The organism is Microvirga sesbaniae, assembly GCF_025460805.1.
GTDB lineage: Bacteria > Pseudomonadota > Alphaproteobacteria > Rhizobiales > Beijerinckiaceae > Microvirga > Microvirga sesbaniae.
Window position 1 is genome coordinate 1 of record NZ_JAMXFJ010000008.1, and the last position, 15,174, is coordinate 15,174.

The 15,174-nt window shown below is 65.8% G+C and carries 15 protein-coding genes and 1 pseudogene; 8 read left to right on the forward strand and 8 right to left on the reverse strand.

From position 1 onward, the window contains the following. Positions 1-184: pseudogene (locus OCW50_RS13175) on the forward strand (hypothetical protein); the annotation flags it as partial. Positions 185-213: 29 nt separating this feature from the next. Here OCW50_RS13175 and OCW50_RS13180 read toward each other — a convergent pair. The 3 genes from OCW50_RS13180 to OCW50_RS13190 form a co-directional block, all read right to left on the reverse strand. Next, a protein-coding gene (locus OCW50_RS13180) for an IS630 family transposase (protein WP_262297848.1) occupies positions 214-1,156 on the reverse strand; the annotation gives its coding sequence in 2 pieces (ribosomal slippage) (positions 214-823 and positions 822-1,156; 945 coding nt in all). Between the two features lie 585 nt (positions 1,157-1,741). Beyond that, entirely contained in the window at positions 1,742-3,406 is a 1,665-nt protein-coding gene (locus OCW50_RS13185) for an ATP-binding protein (RefSeq protein ID WP_262297849.1), read from the reverse strand. Continuing rightward, positions 3,403-4,227: an alpha/beta fold hydrolase gene (locus OCW50_RS13190; protein ID WP_262297850.1), complete on the reverse strand. Its 825-nt coding sequence runs from the start codon at positions 4,225-4,227 to the stop codon at positions 3,403-3,405. Before OCW50_RS13190 ends, OCW50_RS13185 begins: the two co-directional genes overlap by 4 nt. 440 nt (positions 4,228-4,667) lie before the next feature. On the opposite strand from OCW50_RS13190, the gene OCW50_RS13195 reads away from it, so the two are divergent. Genes OCW50_RS13195 through mnhG form a run of 6 tightly spaced genes read left to right on the forward strand, consistent with a single transcriptional unit; the run spans position 4,668 to position 10,701 of the window. Next, positions 4,668-7,604, forward strand: coding sequence for a monovalent cation/H+ antiporter subunit A (locus tag OCW50_RS13195; RefSeq protein ID WP_262297851.1), 2,937 nt, complete (start codon positions 4,668-4,670; stop codon positions 7,602-7,604). Further along, positions 7,604-7,948 carry a Na+/H+ antiporter subunit C gene (locus OCW50_RS13200; RefSeq protein WP_262297993.1) on the forward strand — a complete coding sequence of 115 codons (345 nt, stop codon included), beginning with the start codon at positions 7,604-7,606 and terminating at the stop codon, positions 7,946-7,948. Before OCW50_RS13195 ends, OCW50_RS13200 begins: the two co-directional genes overlap by 1 nt. After that, positions 7,945-9,567 carry a monovalent cation/H+ antiporter subunit D gene (locus OCW50_RS13205; protein ID WP_262297852.1) on the forward strand — a complete coding sequence of 541 codons (1,623 nt, stop codon included), beginning with the start codon at positions 7,945-7,947 and terminating at the stop codon, positions 9,565-9,567. The genes OCW50_RS13200 and OCW50_RS13205 overlap by 4 nt, the downstream gene beginning before the upstream one ends. Continuing rightward, positions 9,564-10,052 carry a Na+/H+ antiporter subunit E gene (locus tag OCW50_RS13210; RefSeq protein ID WP_262297853.1) on the forward strand — a complete coding sequence of 163 codons (489 nt, stop codon included), beginning with the start codon at positions 9,564-9,566 and terminating at the stop codon, positions 10,050-10,052. The genes OCW50_RS13205 and OCW50_RS13210 overlap by 4 nt, the downstream gene beginning before the upstream one ends. Next, entirely contained in the window at positions 10,049-10,333 is a 285-nt protein-coding gene (locus OCW50_RS13215; RefSeq protein WP_262297854.1) for a K+/H+ antiporter subunit F, read from the forward strand. Before OCW50_RS13210 ends, OCW50_RS13215 begins: the two co-directional genes overlap by 4 nt. After that, positions 10,330-10,701: a monovalent cation/H(+) antiporter subunit G gene (mnhG, locus tag OCW50_RS13220; RefSeq protein WP_262297855.1), complete on the forward strand. Its 372-nt coding sequence runs from the start codon at positions 10,330-10,332 to the stop codon at positions 10,699-10,701. Before OCW50_RS13215 ends, mnhG begins: the two co-directional genes overlap by 4 nt. 76 nt (positions 10,702-10,777) lie before the next feature. Here the strand turns inward: mnhG and OCW50_RS13225 are convergent, their stop codons facing one another. From OCW50_RS13225 to OCW50_RS13245, 5 genes are all read right to left on the reverse strand, one after another. Then, positions 10,778-11,020 carry a helix-turn-helix transcriptional regulator gene (locus tag OCW50_RS13225; protein WP_262297856.1) on the reverse strand — a complete coding sequence of 81 codons (243 nt, stop codon included), beginning with the start codon at positions 11,018-11,020 and terminating at the stop codon, positions 10,778-10,780. Between the two features lie 514 nt (positions 11,021-11,534). Beyond that, positions 11,535-12,389: a universal stress protein gene (locus OCW50_RS13230; protein WP_262297857.1), complete on the reverse strand. Its 855-nt coding sequence runs from the start codon at positions 12,387-12,389 to the stop codon at positions 11,535-11,537. 79 nt (positions 12,390-12,468) lie between these two features. Then, the gene (locus tag OCW50_RS13235) at positions 12,469-12,621 is read right to left on the reverse strand and encodes a hypothetical protein (RefSeq protein WP_262297858.1); all 153 of its coding nucleotides are present in this window, start codon (positions 12,619-12,621) and stop codon (positions 12,469-12,471) included. Positions 12,622-12,678: 57 nt separating this feature from the next. After that, positions 12,679-13,101, reverse strand: coding sequence for a nucleoside diphosphate kinase regulator (gene rnk, locus OCW50_RS13240; RefSeq protein ID WP_262297859.1), 423 nt, complete (start codon positions 13,099-13,101; stop codon positions 12,679-12,681). A 64-nt stretch (positions 13,102-13,165) separates the two neighbouring features. Further along, positions 13,166-13,720 carry a GreA/GreB family elongation factor gene (locus OCW50_RS13245; RefSeq protein ID WP_262297860.1) on the reverse strand — a complete coding sequence of 185 codons (555 nt, stop codon included), beginning with the start codon at positions 13,718-13,720 and terminating at the stop codon, positions 13,166-13,168. A gap of 620 nt (positions 13,721-14,340) precedes the next feature. Here OCW50_RS13245 and OCW50_RS13250 point away from each other — a divergent pair. Continuing rightward, positions 14,341-14,784 carry a GreA/GreB family elongation factor gene (locus OCW50_RS13250; RefSeq protein ID WP_262297861.1) on the forward strand — a complete coding sequence of 148 codons (444 nt, stop codon included), beginning with the start codon at positions 14,341-14,343 and terminating at the stop codon, positions 14,782-14,784. Positions 14,785-15,174: the final 390 nt, after the last annotated feature.

Consider the following 15,174-nt stretch of genomic DNA (forward strand, 5'->3'; position numbering starts at 1 on the left):
GTGCAATCCCACGCGAAAGGTCCTGATCCCTTATGACTGTGAGGCCTACAAGGCGCGCAACCTGATCGAGCGCTGCTTCAACAAACTCAAACATTGCCGCCGTATTGCCACCCGTTATGACCGAAGGACCGCAAACTTCCTCAGCTTCATTCTGATCGCCGCGGCACTACAATGGATGCGCTGAATGTCGATTCAGCCTAGAGCCATTTCCGCTTACTCCGGTTCATATCCAGCGGCCCTGAAGTAGTTGGCGCATTCCTCGGGCGAGAACTCGTCCAACAGCTCACCGATGGTCTGCCAGAGCGCGTCCTTGGTGCGGGCAGCCGCCTTGCGCAGCAGTGCCTTAAGCTTGGCGAAGGCATTTTCAATTGGATTGAAGTCAGGGGAATACGGCAGCAGGCGCCTCAACGTCGCCCCTGTTGCCGCAACAAGCTCCCGCACCGTCGCGCTCTTGTGCGGCGGCAGGTTGTCCAGGATCACCACGTCGCCCGGCCGGAGGGTCGGCACCAGGATCTGCTCGACATAAGCCGCAAACCACGGGCCGGTCATCGGCCCATCCAGCACCATCGGCGCGGTAAACCCGCTCAAGCGTAGACCGGCCACAAAGGTGGTGGTCTTCCAATGTCCGTGCGGCAGTCCGACCCGCAAGCGCTGGCCCCGCGCGCAGCGTCCATACAGGCGTGCCATCTTGGTCGAGGCGCTGGTCTCGTCGATGAACACCAATCGTCCCGGGTCGAGATCCAGCTGCCCGTCAAACCAAGCCTGGCGCGCGGCTCTGACATCGGGCCGGTCGCGCTCGCAGGCGTGGGCGGTTTTTTCTGACGGTGATCGCCCGCGCGTGGAAGAAGCGCCAGAGCGTGCCTATGCCAGCCGAGACGCCGCGCTCCTGCTTCAGCCTCGCCTGCATTTCGTGAAGAATGATATGCGAGGAGGCTTCAATCAGCTCCAGGAGAAAAGCCGCATGCGCGTCGAGCTTGGAGCGCCTGGGTTGACCCTGCCGGCGGGCAGCCACCTCGCCGGATCGGGCGCGGCGCACCCACAGAACGGCGGTTGAGATGCCGACCCCATAGCGGGCGGCGGCCTGTCGCACTGAGGCGCCACCCAGGGCTGTCTTGATCACCCGGTCCCGCAGATCCTGACTGTGAGCGCGTGCCATGCCGTGCCTCCATGTCTGGAAGACAGCAGGCCACATCAGATCTCAAAGCGGAATCCCTCCGACTCGCAACAGTCGGAAAAGGCTCTAGAGCTGCCTCCCCTCACGTAGAATCATCTCTCGTCTTGGCCGAGCCGCATTGTTTGACGGTGAACCGGATCCACTTCACCGAACAATGCTCTAGAGCATCGGACGGAAAAGTGGACCTGGTTTTCCGTTCTGACCGGTGCTCTCATTCAAGAAGAAAGCATCGGATGGATCCCAAAAGTGCAAGTCCACTTTTGGGTCCGATGCTTTAGGTCGCGGGACTGCTTCGCGCTCAAGCCTGGATCAGCGCGACTCGCCGGACGACCGCGAGAATCGTCCGCTCACGCCGCATGGGCAGACACCCAGTCTCCTTCTGCTACGGACCGATTTTTTTTGGAGAACTCCCGAGTGCCGCTGCACCGGTCCTTTACGGGAGTCAGCGTGCCAGATCAGGCCCGGCATCCTGCATGCCGGCTACGGGACAAGCGGCACTTGCGGAGTTTCTCAACACAATCCGCCAAGAGCAGTCCTTCGCCACCTCACGCTCATAAGCCGTTGACATCACGCACCATCGAGCATCCGACGCACCTTGGCGGCCAGCTCCGCATAGGTGAAGGGCTTACCGATCAGGTGCGTCCCGACGTCGAGGCGGCCGTGGTGGACGATGGCATTGGCCGTATAGCCGGTCGTGTACAAGACGGGGAGACCGGGCTTACGGCGTGTGACCTCGTCTGCGAGCGCCCGTCCGTTCATCCCGCCGGCCAGCACCACATCGGTGAATAGCAATGCGATCTCGGGATGCTGCTCGACAGCTGCCAGAGCCTCACGCCCGTCAGCTGCCTCGAGCACGCGGTATCCAAGATCGCGCAGCGCCTCGACGGCATACGTCCGCAGATCACGCTCGTCCTCCACGACCAGAATGGTTTCACCAGCTCCCTTCACCATCGCCGGGCGCTTTGCCAGCGCCTCGGCAGGCTCCTGGTCGGAGCCGATCAGGCGAGGCAGGTAGATCTTGATCGTGGTGCCCTCACCCAGCTCGCTGTAGATCCTGACGTGCCCATTGGACTGGCGCACGAAGCCGTAGATCTGACTCAAGCCCAAGCCCGTTCCCTTGCCAGCTGCCTTGGTGGTGAAGAAAGGCTCGAACACCTTCTCCATCGTGGCCTTGTCCATGCCGGTTCCCGTATCCGAGACCGACACCTGCACGTATTGGCCGGGCGGTACGGGCTCGGCCAAGGCTTCCACATAGGCCTCATCTAGGCGGGTGTTGGCCGTCTCGATCGTGAGCTTGCCGCCATTCGGCATGGCATCGCGGGCGTTCACCGCCAGATTGACGATGGCGTTCTCCAACTGGTTGGGGTCGGCTTGCGTCCGCCATAGGCCGCCGGCCAGAACCGTCTCCAGCACAACCGTCTCGCCCAAGGTGCGGCGCAGCAGCTCGGACATGCCGGCCACCAGCTTGTTGGCGTCGACCGGCTTGGGATCGAGCGGCTGCCGGCGGGAGAAGGCCAGCAGTCGCTGCGTCAAAGTGGCGGCCCGACGGGTCGCCTCCATGGCATGATCGGCGGCGCGCTGGAGCCGCTCGTGGCCGTCGGGCAGACGGCGTTGCAACAGCTCGATGTTGCCGACGATGATGGTCAGCAGGTTGTTGAAGTCGTGCGCGATGCCGCCGGTGAGCTGACCGACGGCTTCCATCTTCTGGGCCTGCCGCAGGGCCTCCTCGGCCTTCATGCGCTCGGCGACCTCCTGGGCGACCCGCTCCTCCAGGGTCTCGTTCAACCGTCTGAGTTCTTCCGTGGCCTGCTCGGCCTTCTGCCGGGCCAACAGGAGCTCGCGCTCGTACTTGCGCCGGTCGGTGGCATTGAACAGGGTGATGCGATGAACCATTGGGCGGCCGGCGGCGTCCAGCTTCTGGACGGTGTTGGCCAAAACCGGTAGTTTCCGCCCGTCCGCGCAGGTGAGATCGAACGCGATCTCGTTGACGAATCCCTGCATCCGCAGGAGCGGCGCGAAGTGCGTGTCGTAGAAGATCCTGCCGCCGATGCCGAGAAGGTCCTGGAAGCCCCTGTGGCCGACGAGGTCCTGCCGCTCCATGCCGATCCAGGTGAGGAAGGTCTGGTTGGCCCGGATGATGGTGCCGTCCGGAAGGGTCGAGAGATAGCCGCAGGGGGCGCTCTCGTAGAGTTCCTCGGCCGTCTCGGTCAGCGCTCCCTGATCGATGGTCACTCTGCTGCCGCCTTGATCGGGGCCGGCTCGCCCAGGAAGGCTTCCATGATAGCAATCGTCTCCTCGGGTGCGCTTAGGTTGGGGCAGTGCCCGGTCGCATTCATCAGAACAAGCTGGCTGCCCCTGAGGTTCTGGTGCATGTAGCGCCCGACCGTCTCCGGGGCGATGACGTCCTGGGAGCACTGGAGGATGAGCGCCTTGGTCTTCACCTTGGGAAGGTCGGCCCGGTTATCCGACAGGAAGGTCACACGGGCGAAGTGCTTGGCGATCTCCGGATTCGTGAGACAGAAGCTGTTGGAGAGTTCCTCGCCGAGTTCCGGCCGGTCCGGGTTGCCCATGATCACCGGCGCCATGGTGCTCGACCAGCCGAGATGATTGCTGTCGAGGACGTCGAGCAGGCCCTCGATGTCCTCCTGCTTGAACCCGCCGATGTAATCTCCATCGTTGACGTAGCGCGGCGACGGGCCGATCAGCACCAGCCGGTCGAATCGGTCCGGCTCCTGGATGGCGGCCAACACCCCGATCATGGCGCTCACCGAGTGCCCGACGAAAATCACGTCCTTCAGCTCCAGCTCACGGCAGATCGCGAGCACGTCCTCGGCGTAGCCGTGGAGGGAGCCGTACCTCGCCGGGTCGAAAGCGGTCGCGTCCGACTGGCCGTGGCCGACGTGGTCGAAGAGAATGATCTTGTAGCGATCCTCGAAGGCGGGCGTGATGAAGCGCCACATGTTCTGGTCGCAGCCGTAGCCGTGGGCAAACAGCATCGGCTGCTGACCCTTGCCGACAACCTTGACATTGTTGCGCTGAAGAACGGCGGACATGGACACTCCGTGCAATCCGAAGACTGATGGTAGGGCCGCTTGCTCCAGGGATAGGCGCAAGCTGCGCAGTTCGGCAGGAATATCTAAGGATCTCTGCTCCTGTTTCAACAGGAATGACCCGTGGTCTCGAACATGGGAAGGCCGCACGACCCGGCTGGTGCAGCCCGAGCGAGGCCTTGCACCGGGCCAGCGTGTCCGGCCTGTCGCGCAAGGTGATCGGTGTGGTCGACGGATTGCCGTGGCAGCAGGTCGGTGCATGGCGGCCGCGGCCGACACACCAAGGAATGCGGTCCAGCTCCGTCCGAAGCCCGGCGGAAGCTTGGCGCGAATTTTACGAGGCGAACCCTTGGTCTGGCCGCTGACGTCAACCATATTGGGCGATATCGCCCCAGTTTTGGAGTTCGCCTGCGCTCCCCACCCGGAAGGAGACACCCCAATCCATGTCCAGTGGCATGCTCCTCCTGGCCATTGTCGCCCTTCCTTTCATCGGGAGCCTCGTGGCCGCCTTCCTGCGCCAGGACGCCAGGAATGGCGCCGCCTTCCTGGCCGGGACCGTGGCCCTGTGCGCCACGGTGCTGACGGCCATCCAGTATCCGGCCGTCCATCGGGGCGGTGCCCTGCGCATCAGCGCCGAATGGCTGCCGACCCTTGGCCTGGACTTCACCCTGCGCATGGACGGCTTTACCTGGCTGTTTTCCATGTTGGTCGCCGGCATCGGGTTCCTGGTGGCGCTCTACGCGCGCTACTACATGTCGCCCGCCGACCCGGTGCCGCGCTTCTTCGCATTCCTGCTCGCCTTCATGGGCGCCATGCTGGGCATCGTGCTGTCCGGCAACCTCATCCAGCTCGTCTTCTTCTGGGAGCTGACCAGCCTGTTCTCGTTCCTGCTCATCGGCTACTGGCACCACAACGCCAGCGCGCGCGACGGCGCTCGCATGGCGCTCACGGTCACGGCCACCGGCGGGCTGTGCCTGCTCGCAGGCGTCCTGCTGATCGGCCATGTCGTCGGCAGCTACGATCTCGACCGGGTGCTGGCATCGGGCGGCACGATCCGCAGCAGCAGCCTGTATCTGCCGACCCTGATCCTGGTCCTGCTCGGGGCCTTGACCAAGAGCGCCCAGTTCCCGTTCCACTTCTGGCTGCCGCACGCCATGGCGGCGCCCACGCCGGTCTCGGCCTACCTCCATTCGGCCACCATGGTGAAGGCGGGCGTGTTCCTGCTGACCCTGCTCTGGCCCGTGCTGTCCGGCACGGAAGCGTGGTTCTACGTTGTGGTGTCGGCGGGCCTCTGCACCCTGCTTCTCGGTGCCTATGCGGCCATCTTCCAGCAGGACCTCAAGGGTCTGCTGGCCTATTCCACCATCAGCCATCTCGGCCTGATCACGCTCCTGCTCGGCCTCAGCAGCCCCTTGGCCGCCGTGGCGGCGATCTTCCACACCATCAACCATGCGACCTTCAAGGCGTCGCTGTTCATGGCGGCCGGCATCATCGACCACGAGTCGGGCACCCGCGACATCCGGCGCCTGAGCGGCCTGTTCCGGTTCATGCCGATCACCGCCACCCTGGCGATGGTCGCGGCCGCCGCCATGGCCGGCGTCCCCCTGCTCAACGGCTTCCTGTCCAAGGAGATGTTCTTCGCCGAGGCGGCGGCCTTCCACGTCGACTCGCTGCTCGACCATTCCCTGCCCTACTTTGCCATGCTGTTCAGCGCCTTCAGCGTCGCCTATTCCCTGCGGTTCATTCACGGCGTCTTCTTCGGCCCTCCGCCGGTCGACCTGCCGCGCACGCCGCACGAGCCACCCCACTGGATGCGGTTTCCCGTCGAGTTCCTCGTCCTGGCGTGCCTGCTCGTCGGCATCCTCCCGGCGATGACCATCAAGCCGTTCCTCGCCACGGCAGTGCGTGCGGTCCTGGGGCCTGACACCCCTTACTACAGCCTGGCCGTCTGGCACGGCTTCAACGAGCCCCTGCTCATGAGCCTGATCGCGCTCACCGGCGGCGTCATCCTGTACTGGCTGTTGCAAGGCTACCTAGCGAAGGGAATCGACGGTCCTCCCCTGATGCGCCGCCTCAAGGGCCAGCGCATCTTCGAGCGCGTGCTCGTCACCCTGTCGTGGAAGTGGGCCCGGTCCCTGGAGCGCGTCGTCGGCACCCAGCGGCTTCAGCCGCAACTGCGCCTGCTGGTGGGGTTCGCCGTGCTCGCGGCCCTCTGGCCGCTCTACCGTCGGGGCTTCGAGGCCGGCTCCCGCCCGGGCACGGCCTTCGACCCCGCCTTCCTCCTGCTCTGGATCGTCGGCGGCCTGTGCGCCATCGGCGCCGCCTGGCTGGCCAAGTTCCACCGCCTCGCGGCCATGGTCCTGCTCGGCGGGGCCGGGCTCGTCACCTGCATCACCTTCGTGTGGTTCTCGGCGCCCGACCTCGCCATCACCCAGCTCCTGGTCGAAATCGTCACGACCGTGCTGATCCTTCTTGGCCTGCGCTGGCTGCCGAAGCGGGTCGAGGTCATGGGCGAGAGCCTCTCGATGGGAGCCCATGACAGGATGCGGCGCGCGCGGGACCTGATGCTCGCCGTCGCGGCCGGCACGGGCATGACACTGCTCGTCTACGCCACGCTCACGCGGCCGCTTCCCAACACGATCTCGCGCTACTTCATCGAGAACGCTTACTCCGAAGGGGGCGGCCGCAACGTCGTCAACGTCATCCTGGTCGACTTCCGCGGCTTCGACACCTTCGGCGAGGTCGTGGTGCTCGCTGTGGTGGCGATCACGATTTTCTCGCTTCTGCGCCGCTTCCGCCCGGCGCCCGAGAGCCTTGACGCGCCCGAGCAGCAGCAGGTCCAGGATGCCTACGACAGAGCCCGTCCGGATCGGGCGGTAGGTGATACCCTGGCCGATTATCTCACCATCCCGGGCATCATCATGCAGTGGCTGTTCCCGGTGATCATCATGGTCGCGATCTATCTGTTCCTGCGCGGCCACGACATGCCGGGCGGAGGCTTCGCGGCCGGGGTCACGATGTCGATCGCCATCATCCTGCAATACATGGCGGGCGGGACGCGCTGGGTCGAGGCGCGGTTGCGGATCCTTCCCGTCAGTTGGATCGGCCTCGGGCTTCTCTGCGCCGCCCTCACGGGGGTCGGGGCCTGGGCGTTCGGCCACCCGTTCCTGACCTCCTCCTTCCGGTATGTCGACCTGCCCGCCATCGGCAAGGTGCCCGCTGCCACCGCGCTGCTGTTCGACCTTGGCGTCTTCGCTGTCGTGGTGGGTTCCACCGTGCTCATCCTGGTCGCCCTGGCGCACCAGTCGGTCAGAACACCGCGCGCCGCCCGTCCGCCGCTCCCGGCCGAGAGGCCTGCCCCTACAAAGGAGAATGCATGATGGAGATCGTCTTCGCGCTCGCGGTCGGCATCCTGACCGCCTCGGGGGTGTGGCTCCTGCTGCGTCCGCGCACCTTCCAAGTCATCATCGGCCTGTCCCTGCTGTCCTACGCCGTGAACCTGTTCATCTTCGGCATGGGCCGCCTGCGGGTCGGGGCACCACCGGTCCTGGAGAACCCCGAGGCCGTCGATCCGGCGCTCTATGCCGACCCGCTGCCGCAGGCGCTCGTGCTGACCGCCATCGTGATCAGCTTCGCGACGACGGCCCTGTTCCTCGTCGTCCTTCTGGCCTCGCGCGGCCTCACGGGCACCGACCACGTCGACGGCCGGGATGATCCGCGATGACGGGCCTGCTCGACCATCTGATCGTCGTGCCGATCCTGCTGCCGCTCGTCTCGGGAGCCGTGATGCTGCTCCTCGACGAGCGCCGTCGCGGCCTCAAGGGCGGTATCGGGGCCGCAGCCACGATGGCCCTGCTGGTCGTCGCCATCGCCCTGCTGCGTCAGGCCGACATGATGCCTGCGGGATCCAGCGTGAGGACATATCAGCTCGGCAATTGGTCCGCTCCCTTCGGCATCGTCCTGGTGCTGGATCGGCTCTCGGCCCTGATGCTGGTGCTGACGAGCGCGCTCGGCATCGCGGCGCTGCTCTATTCCCTTGCACGCTGGCACCGCGCGGGGCCGCGGTTCCATACGCTGTTCCAGCTTCAGCTCATGGGCCTCAACGGCGCCTTCCTGACCGGCGACCTCTTCAACCTCTTCGTGTTCTTCGAGGTGCTGCTCACCGCCTCCTACGGCCTCGTCCTGCATGGGGATGGGACCGCCCGGGTCAGGGCCGGCCTGGCCTACATCGCCATCAACCTAGTGGCCTCCCTCCTCTTCCTGATCGGCGCCTGCCTGACGTACGGCGTCACGGGCACGCTCAACATGGCCGATTTCGCCCGCCGCATCCCGGCCCTTGCGCCAGGCGATGCGGCGCTGTTCGCGGCCGCGGCGGCGATCCTCGGCACCGCGTTCCTGATGAAGGCGGGCGCGTGGCCGCTCAACTTCTGGCTTCCGACCACCTATGCGGCGGCCTCCGCGCCGGCAGCCGCGATCTTCGCGGTCATGAGCAAGCTCGGCGTCTATGTCATCCTGCGCCTGTGGACGCTGGTGTTCGGCCCGGGGGCGGGATCCCTCGCCGGGTTCGGCGGCGAGGGGCTGCTCGTCGGCGGCATGCTGACGATCGTGTTCGGCACGATCGGCATCCTGGCCTCGCAAACTCTGTCGCGGCTCGCCGGGTGCAGCGTTCTCGTCTCCTCCGGAACCCTGATCGCCGCCATAGGCACCGGAAGTGGGGCGGTCATCGGCGCCACGTTGTTCTACCTCGTCAGCTCCACCCTGGGGATCGCGGCCCTTTTTCTGCTTGTCGAACTGGTCGAGCGCATTCGCGATCCAGGGGCCGACGTGCTCGCCGTCACCATGGAGGCCTATGGCGAGGGCGACGACGAGAGCCTGGCGGAGGAGATCGGAATCGCCATTCCGGCGACGATCACCATCCTCGGCGGCAGCTTCATCGCCTGCGCCCTGCTCCTCGCTGGCCTGCCGCCCTTGTCGGGCTTCGTCGGCAAGTTCGCCATCATGGCGACGATGCTCAAGGCGGACGGCCCTGCGGTCCAAGCCTCAACCTGGGCGATGATCGGCCTCCTGACGGTGTCGGGGCTTGCGACGCTGATCGCCATGACGCGGAGCGGCATCAGCTCGTTCTGGGCCCGCATGCACGACGGCGTTCCCCGGGTCCGCGTCATCGAGATGGCCCCCGTGCTCGCTCTCCTGCTGCTCTGCCTCGGCCTCACCGTCGGCGGCGGTCCGGCGATGCGCTACATGGAGGCGACCGCGCAGGCCCTTCAGGCCCCGCAAGACTACGTCACGGGCGTGCTGGCTGCGCCGAGATTGGGATCCGCCGCCGGGGAGGCACGGCCATGAACGGGATCCTGCCCTACCCGCTGCTTTCGCTGGCCCTGCTCCTGCTGTGGCTGCTGCTGAACCAGAGCGTCTCGCCCGGCCATCTTGTGCTGGGGAGTGTCCTCGCCGTGCTGGCTTCCTGGGCGATGGCAGCGCTGCGGCCCGAGAAGCCGCGCATCCGTCGACCGGGAGCAGCCCTGCGGCTTCTGGGCATGGTGCTGGCCGACATCCTCCGCTCCAACCTTGCGGTCGGGCGGATCATCGTGCGCTCCCGGGAGCCGGGGGTGAACGCGGGCTTTATGACGATCCCGCTCGACCTGCGCAACCGCCATGGGCTCGCGGTGCTCGCGATCATCATCACCTCGACGCCCGGCACGATCTGGGTGAACTACGACGCCGCTAGGGGCACCCTCCTGCTGCACGTGTTGGATCTGGTCGATGAGACCGTGTGGATCAGGACGATCAAGGGCCGCTACGAACGCCTGCTGATGGAGATCTTCGAATGAGTGCACCCGTCATCCTCGAATGGGCCGTCGGCATCGCTCAGATCCTGCTCGGCCTGGCGATGTGTTGTGCCGCCTTCCGTGTCGTCGCCGGCCCGCGGGCGCAGGACCGGATCCTCGGGCTGGACACGCTCTACGCGACCGCGATGCTGATGCTGGTCACGTTCGGGATCCGTGTCGGCAGCACCCTGTATTTCGAGGCGGCGCTGGTCATCGGCCTCCTCGGGTTCGTCTCGACCGTGGCCCTGGCCAAGTTCCTCATGCGCGGCGAGGTGATCGAATGAGCGCAGCAGGGGACCTGCCGGCCTGGGCCGCATTGTCGACCGCATTCTTGGTGTTGGTCGGAGCGGCCGTCACCTTGATTGGATCGCTTGGGCTCCTGCGGCTCGGGACGTTCTACGCCCGTGTCCATGCGCCCACGCTCGGCACGACCTTGGGAATGGCTTGCATCCTGGCCGGTTCGGCCCTGTTCTTCAGCGCTCTCCAGGCGCGTCCGGTCGTGCACGAGATCCTGATCGCCGTTTTCGTCACGCTGACCACGCCTGTGACGCTGATGCTGCTCGTCAGGGCGGCGCTTTACCGCGACCGCACGGAGGGCAGCAGGGAGGTTCCGGCAGCCGAGTCGGTGTCGGACCTGCCCCCTCCCGGATAGGACCAGGCGCGAGGGAGCGTGCGCATCCTCGAGCCTCGGAGGTGAAAAGTGGTGTCCACATTTCACCTCCGAGGCTCTAGGCCACGGGCTTTCGGAGCCGCACCCCGGGACCGGCATGGTCGGATGGGATCAGCAGCGCCCCACCCCGTTCCAAGGCCGCCACGACCTGGGCGGCAGTCGCCATGTGCAGGGTATGGCGCCCGTTCTCGAAGTCACGGATGGTACTGCGCGAGACGTCCGCCCGTTCGGCGAGTTCCTCCTGGGTCCAGTCCAGGAGGCCACGGGCGGCACGGCATTGCTCGGGGGTGAGTGGCGGCATCCGGGGTGTTCTGGTTCGGACGTGAAGTTGCCCATTATGGTTGGATCTAGAGCATCGGACCCAAAAGTGGACCCACGATTGGGATCAATTCCGATGCTCCACTCTTGGCTGGCGCACCGTTCGGGACCCTGTGTTGATCGCTCGGCCGATCCACCGCCCGTCATCACCGGGCTTGCCCCGGTGATCCCGATTGTTTGAGGCGCTGCGCCTCACCGCATCGGGATGGCCGGCACAAGGCCGGCCATGACGTGTGCAGGGTATCATCACCCGCTCATTCCACCCTCCCACGTCATCACCGGGCTCGTCCCGGTGATCCCGATTATCCGATGCTCGAGCCTTTGCGCGGCGCACCGTTCGACGCGAAAACCGGGTCCCCTTTTTCGCACGGTGCGCTAGGCCGCTCGACGCCGGACACAAGAAGATCGGCCAAGCGGAACGTGGATCGTCCGAGGCCGCGGATGTCGATCACTGGCCGGCCGCCGGGATGATCCCGGGCGGTGAACCTGCCGCCTCATCAGGTCGGCGGGACGGCGAGGATGTCGACATCGAGGGAGCGCAGAACCTCTTCGGTCACGCTCCCCAGGAGCGCCTTGGCGATGCCTGAGCGGCCGTGCGTCCCGATGATCAGCACCTCGGGCTTCACCTGCTCCACGGCCGCGGAGATCACCTGGAATGGGGCGCCCTCCTCCACCATGCGGACCGGTTTCTCATGATCATCGAGACCATTCGCCTCCAGGAACTCGGCCAGCTCCCTGGCGGCCCGGACGCGTTCGTCGGCCACGTAACGGTCGATGGTGTCCGAGTCGAGCCCCGCGTAGAACATCTGCCCTTTCGCCAGCGGCATGAAGGCATGAATGAGCGCGAGCCGGGCACCGCCAGGCAGCCCCAGGGCCATGCCGGTCCTGATGGCGTTCACGGACGGCTCGGACAGGTCGACCGGGGCCAGGGCCGTCCGGTAGGGCCACTCCACCTCCCCGTTCACCATCAGCACCGGATGCGGTCCCGTGCGGATCACGCGCTCGATGGTCGTCCCCACGAGGATGTCGCGCAGGAGCTGCTTGCGGTGGGCTCCCATGACGATGAGGTCCGCGCCCGTGGACGCGGCGGCGCGCAGGATGCCGTCGAACGGGTCGCCCGCGACGACCAGCGGGCGAGACGGGAGCCCGCGCAGCTCGGCGACCGCCGCGATCTGCTCGCCGAGGATCCGCTCGGCCTCGCGCGTTTCGAGCGCGACCAGGTCCGGCGGCTGGTCGTCGTCGACCACGTGCACGAGGGTGAGCTCGGCGCCGCAATCCCGCGCGAGCAGGCCGGCGCGCCGCACGGCCCGTTGCGAGCGGGTCGAGAAGTCCGTTGCCGCCAGAATGTGCATGGGCTCGTCTCCTGTCGTCTCGAGGGCTCGGAGTTGTCGCGCATGGCCGTCGCAGGGTAGCAGCGGCAGGGAGCCGCCGCTACCCGATCTGGTCGATCACCAGCTTTCGGATCTCCTCGCGGCTCAGCGGGTTGGGCTGCGGTGTCCAGGCAGGAACCGCGACTGCCTTCGCTTCAGTCGAACGGGGATTGCGCGGCTTCGTGGTGATGGGGATCTTGCTTTCGGATTTCATGTTTCTTCTCCATTGCTGCTCGGGAGCATGTCCCTGCGGCTTGTTGCGTGTCAGGGTTCAGGCGCTCAGGCCGGCCATGCGCGCGGGCTGGAAACGCACCCGTCGCACCGTCACCTTGCGCCGTCCGCCCGTCGGCCCCTGCCACTCCATCGACTGTCCCTCGGACAGGCCGATCAGGGCGACACCGACCGGGGTCAGGACCGAGATCCGTCCGGCATCCAGATCCTCCTCGCCCGGATACACCAGGGTGGCGCGACGGACGTCGCCCGTGACCTCGTCCTGGTACTCGACCTCCGAGTGCATGGTCACGATGTCTGGGCGGATGGCGCCGGGCGCCGCGATCGCCGCGCGATCGAGTTCGTCCGCGAGCATCTCGGCGACGGTGTAGCGTCGGCTGTTGACGCCAGCGGCCGCGATCCAGGCCAGCCGGTCGTAATCGACCCTTGAGATCGTGATGGGCGGAAGGGTCACCTGTTTCATTGTCTTCTCCTTTGTGTCGCGGCGCACGGCCACGGGAAGGCAGCACGCATTGTGGTTGTCGGGATCAGGACCGTCCGCAGACGATAATCGAGACCGGATCGCTGGCCGGGAAGGTTTCCGTCAGTGCCTCGTCGAGCCGGCGGTCGAGATCGTCCCGCGTGTTGCGGTCCCTACGGTCCGAATGATCAGGCGCATCCCAGGCAGGGTCGCCTTCATCCGGCAGAAGCCGGAACTGGACATCCTCCACCACGACCTCGTGCCCCGGTCCGTCTCGGTTCGTGCGGAAGGGCATACGGTCCCCCACCCGAAGGCCGAGCAGGGCAATTCCCAAGGGTGTCAGCACCGACAGTTCCGCACCGGGCCAGAGCAGGTCCTGCGGATGGACCAGGACGTGTGCGGTCGGTCGGCCGCCATCGATCCGGTACGTGACCTTCGCGTTCGTCGAAACCACGTCGTCGGGCAACGCGTCGGGGTGGCAGAGCACGGCCCGACGCAGCTCCGACATCAGGAACTCGCGATCTCGCCTGCACCGCTGGCCCTCCATGGCCGCGACGGACATGAGGCGGTTATAATCATGCGTCGCGATGGTGACGCGCGGCAGTTCAACGGTTCCGTTCATGGAGTCCTCCTTTGCGGCACCGACCCGGGCCCACGGACGCGCGGCCTTGAGGCGGACGCCCACACTCACCCGGGATCGGGCATGCCGAATTCAACTTTGCAGGATGTGTCATGACCCCGAACGGCGGCGGCGCAAGGCGCCCGCGCAGGTTCGGGGTTCAGCCGCCTGCCAGGAGGCGGCCTCCGCGGTGGAGGAGGATATGATGCGAGGCAATCATGACAGTATGTACGTAAGCATCAAAACTTCAGGTTCAAGCACTGCGGCCGTCGCGGGATGCCCGCAAGCCTTGCGGCCGACGAATCGAAAAGCGTTCGAAGGTCATTCGGACGCATGCATGACCGGCATCCTTGCATTCGCAGGCAATAGGCCTACTTTGAGGGTGTCATGAGAACGTTTGTGAAAAACCTCCGCCTTTTCGCGCACGCGGGCTGCCTCAAAGCAGGCCAGTAGGCCCCGAGACCCGGCTGGACTCTTCCGGTCGCCGGCGCTCGGGGACATGAAGTCCTTCTCCATCCATTGTCGATCCGTTGCATGCCCCCCGCATGTCGGGTCGGTCATGCCTGTTCCTCCTTCGGATGCGCAAGCGCGCTCCCAGGAGGACCGTCACCGAGGAGATGTTCATGAACGTGCAGCGCCATCCTCCGCCGATCACCATCGCAGCCAGCGACTACAACCGCCTGCTGTTCACGGCGATGATCCAGCAGAAGCACAGCCACTTTGCGTCCGACTTCCTGCTCGAGGAGTTGCGTCGCGCGCGGGTTTGCGATCCATCGGCACTGCCGGAGGATGTGGTGTCGACGAACTGCCGCGTGATCTTTCGCATCGATGACGAGCCGAAGGCGCGTGCGCACCTGCTCGTCCACCCTGATGATCTGATCTCATCCGGCACGGAGATCTCCGTCACCACGCCCCTGGGAACGGCGCTCCTGGGCCTGCGTGTCGGCGACTGCATGTCGTTCGTGGAAACAGACGGCGCGGTCCATGAGGTGGTCGTGGAGGGCATCGGCCTTCGCTTCCTGGACGGAGCCTCGGCGCTCATGCGCAGTCCGGGCAGCATAACCTAGGCTTGAGGCTGGTGGTGGACACGATGATCAAGCAAGAGACCCTTCCGCCCGTGACGATCTCGACCGGCGACGACGACCGCTTAGAGCATCGGATCCGATCCCAAAAGTGGACCCACTTGTGGGTTAGGAGACGATGGTGCACTCTCGCCCTTCGCGACCGCTCCCCCATTCTCCTCCCTTTTTTGGGATCGGATCCGATGCTCCACTCTTGGCCGGCGCACCGTGCGAAAAACCGGGTCCACTTTTTCGCACGGTGCGCTAGCCTTTCTCGCGACGTTCCACCTGACCAATCCGCACGACCGCGCTGCGGCGGCGATGCTCGCCAATGAGCTGATCCGGGCCACGGATGTGACGCCCCGGGCCATTCCATCCTCCGTGGCCACGATGCAC

Bases quoted from the DNA above. Each gene is read 5' to 3' on its own strand.
- OCW50_RS13200 (WP_262297993.1), top strand. From the start codon at position 7,604: ATGGAGATCGTCTTCGCGCTCGCGGTCGGCATCCTGACCGCCTCGGGG.
- OCW50_RS13190 (WP_262297850.1), bottom strand. From the start codon at position 4,227: ATGTCCGCCGTTCTTCAGCGCAACAATGTCAAGGTTGTCGGCAAGGGT.
- OCW50_RS13250 (WP_262297861.1), top strand. From the start codon at position 14,341: ATGAACGTGCAGCGCCATCCTCCGCCGATCACCATCGCAGCCAGCGAC.
- OCW50_RS13230 (WP_262297857.1), bottom strand. From the start codon at position 12,389: ATGCACATTCTGGCGGCAACGGACTTCTCGACCCGCTCGCAACGGGCC.
- OCW50_RS13195 (WP_262297851.1), top strand. From the start codon at position 4,668: ATGTCCAGTGGCATGCTCCTCCTGGCCATTGTCGCCCTTCCTTTCATC.
- OCW50_RS13235 (WP_262297858.1), bottom strand. From the start codon at position 12,621: ATGAAATCCGAAAGCAAGATCCCCATCACCACGAAGCCGCGCAATCCC.
- OCW50_RS13205 (WP_262297852.1), top strand. From the start codon at position 7,945: ATGACGGGCCTGCTCGACCATCTGATCGTCGTGCCGATCCTGCTGCCG.
- OCW50_RS13225 (WP_262297856.1), bottom strand. From the start codon at position 11,020: ATGCCGCCACTCACCCCCGAGCAATGCCGTGCCGCCCGTGGCCTCCTG.
- OCW50_RS13210 (WP_262297853.1), top strand. From the start codon at position 9,564: ATGAACGGGATCCTGCCCTACCCGCTGCTTTCGCTGGCCCTGCTCCTG.
- mnhG (WP_262297855.1), top strand. From the start codon at position 10,330: ATGAGCGCAGCAGGGGACCTGCCGGCCTGGGCCGCATTGTCGACCGCA.
- rnk (WP_262297859.1), bottom strand. From the start codon at position 13,101: ATGAAACAGGTGACCCTTCCGCCCATCACGATCTCAAGGGTCGATTAC.
- OCW50_RS13215 (WP_262297854.1), top strand. From the start codon at position 10,049: ATGAGTGCACCCGTCATCCTCGAATGGGCCGTCGGCATCGCTCAGATC.
- OCW50_RS13245 (WP_262297860.1), bottom strand. From the start codon at position 13,720: ATGAACGGAACCGTTGAACTGCCGCGCGTCACCATCGCGACGCATGAT.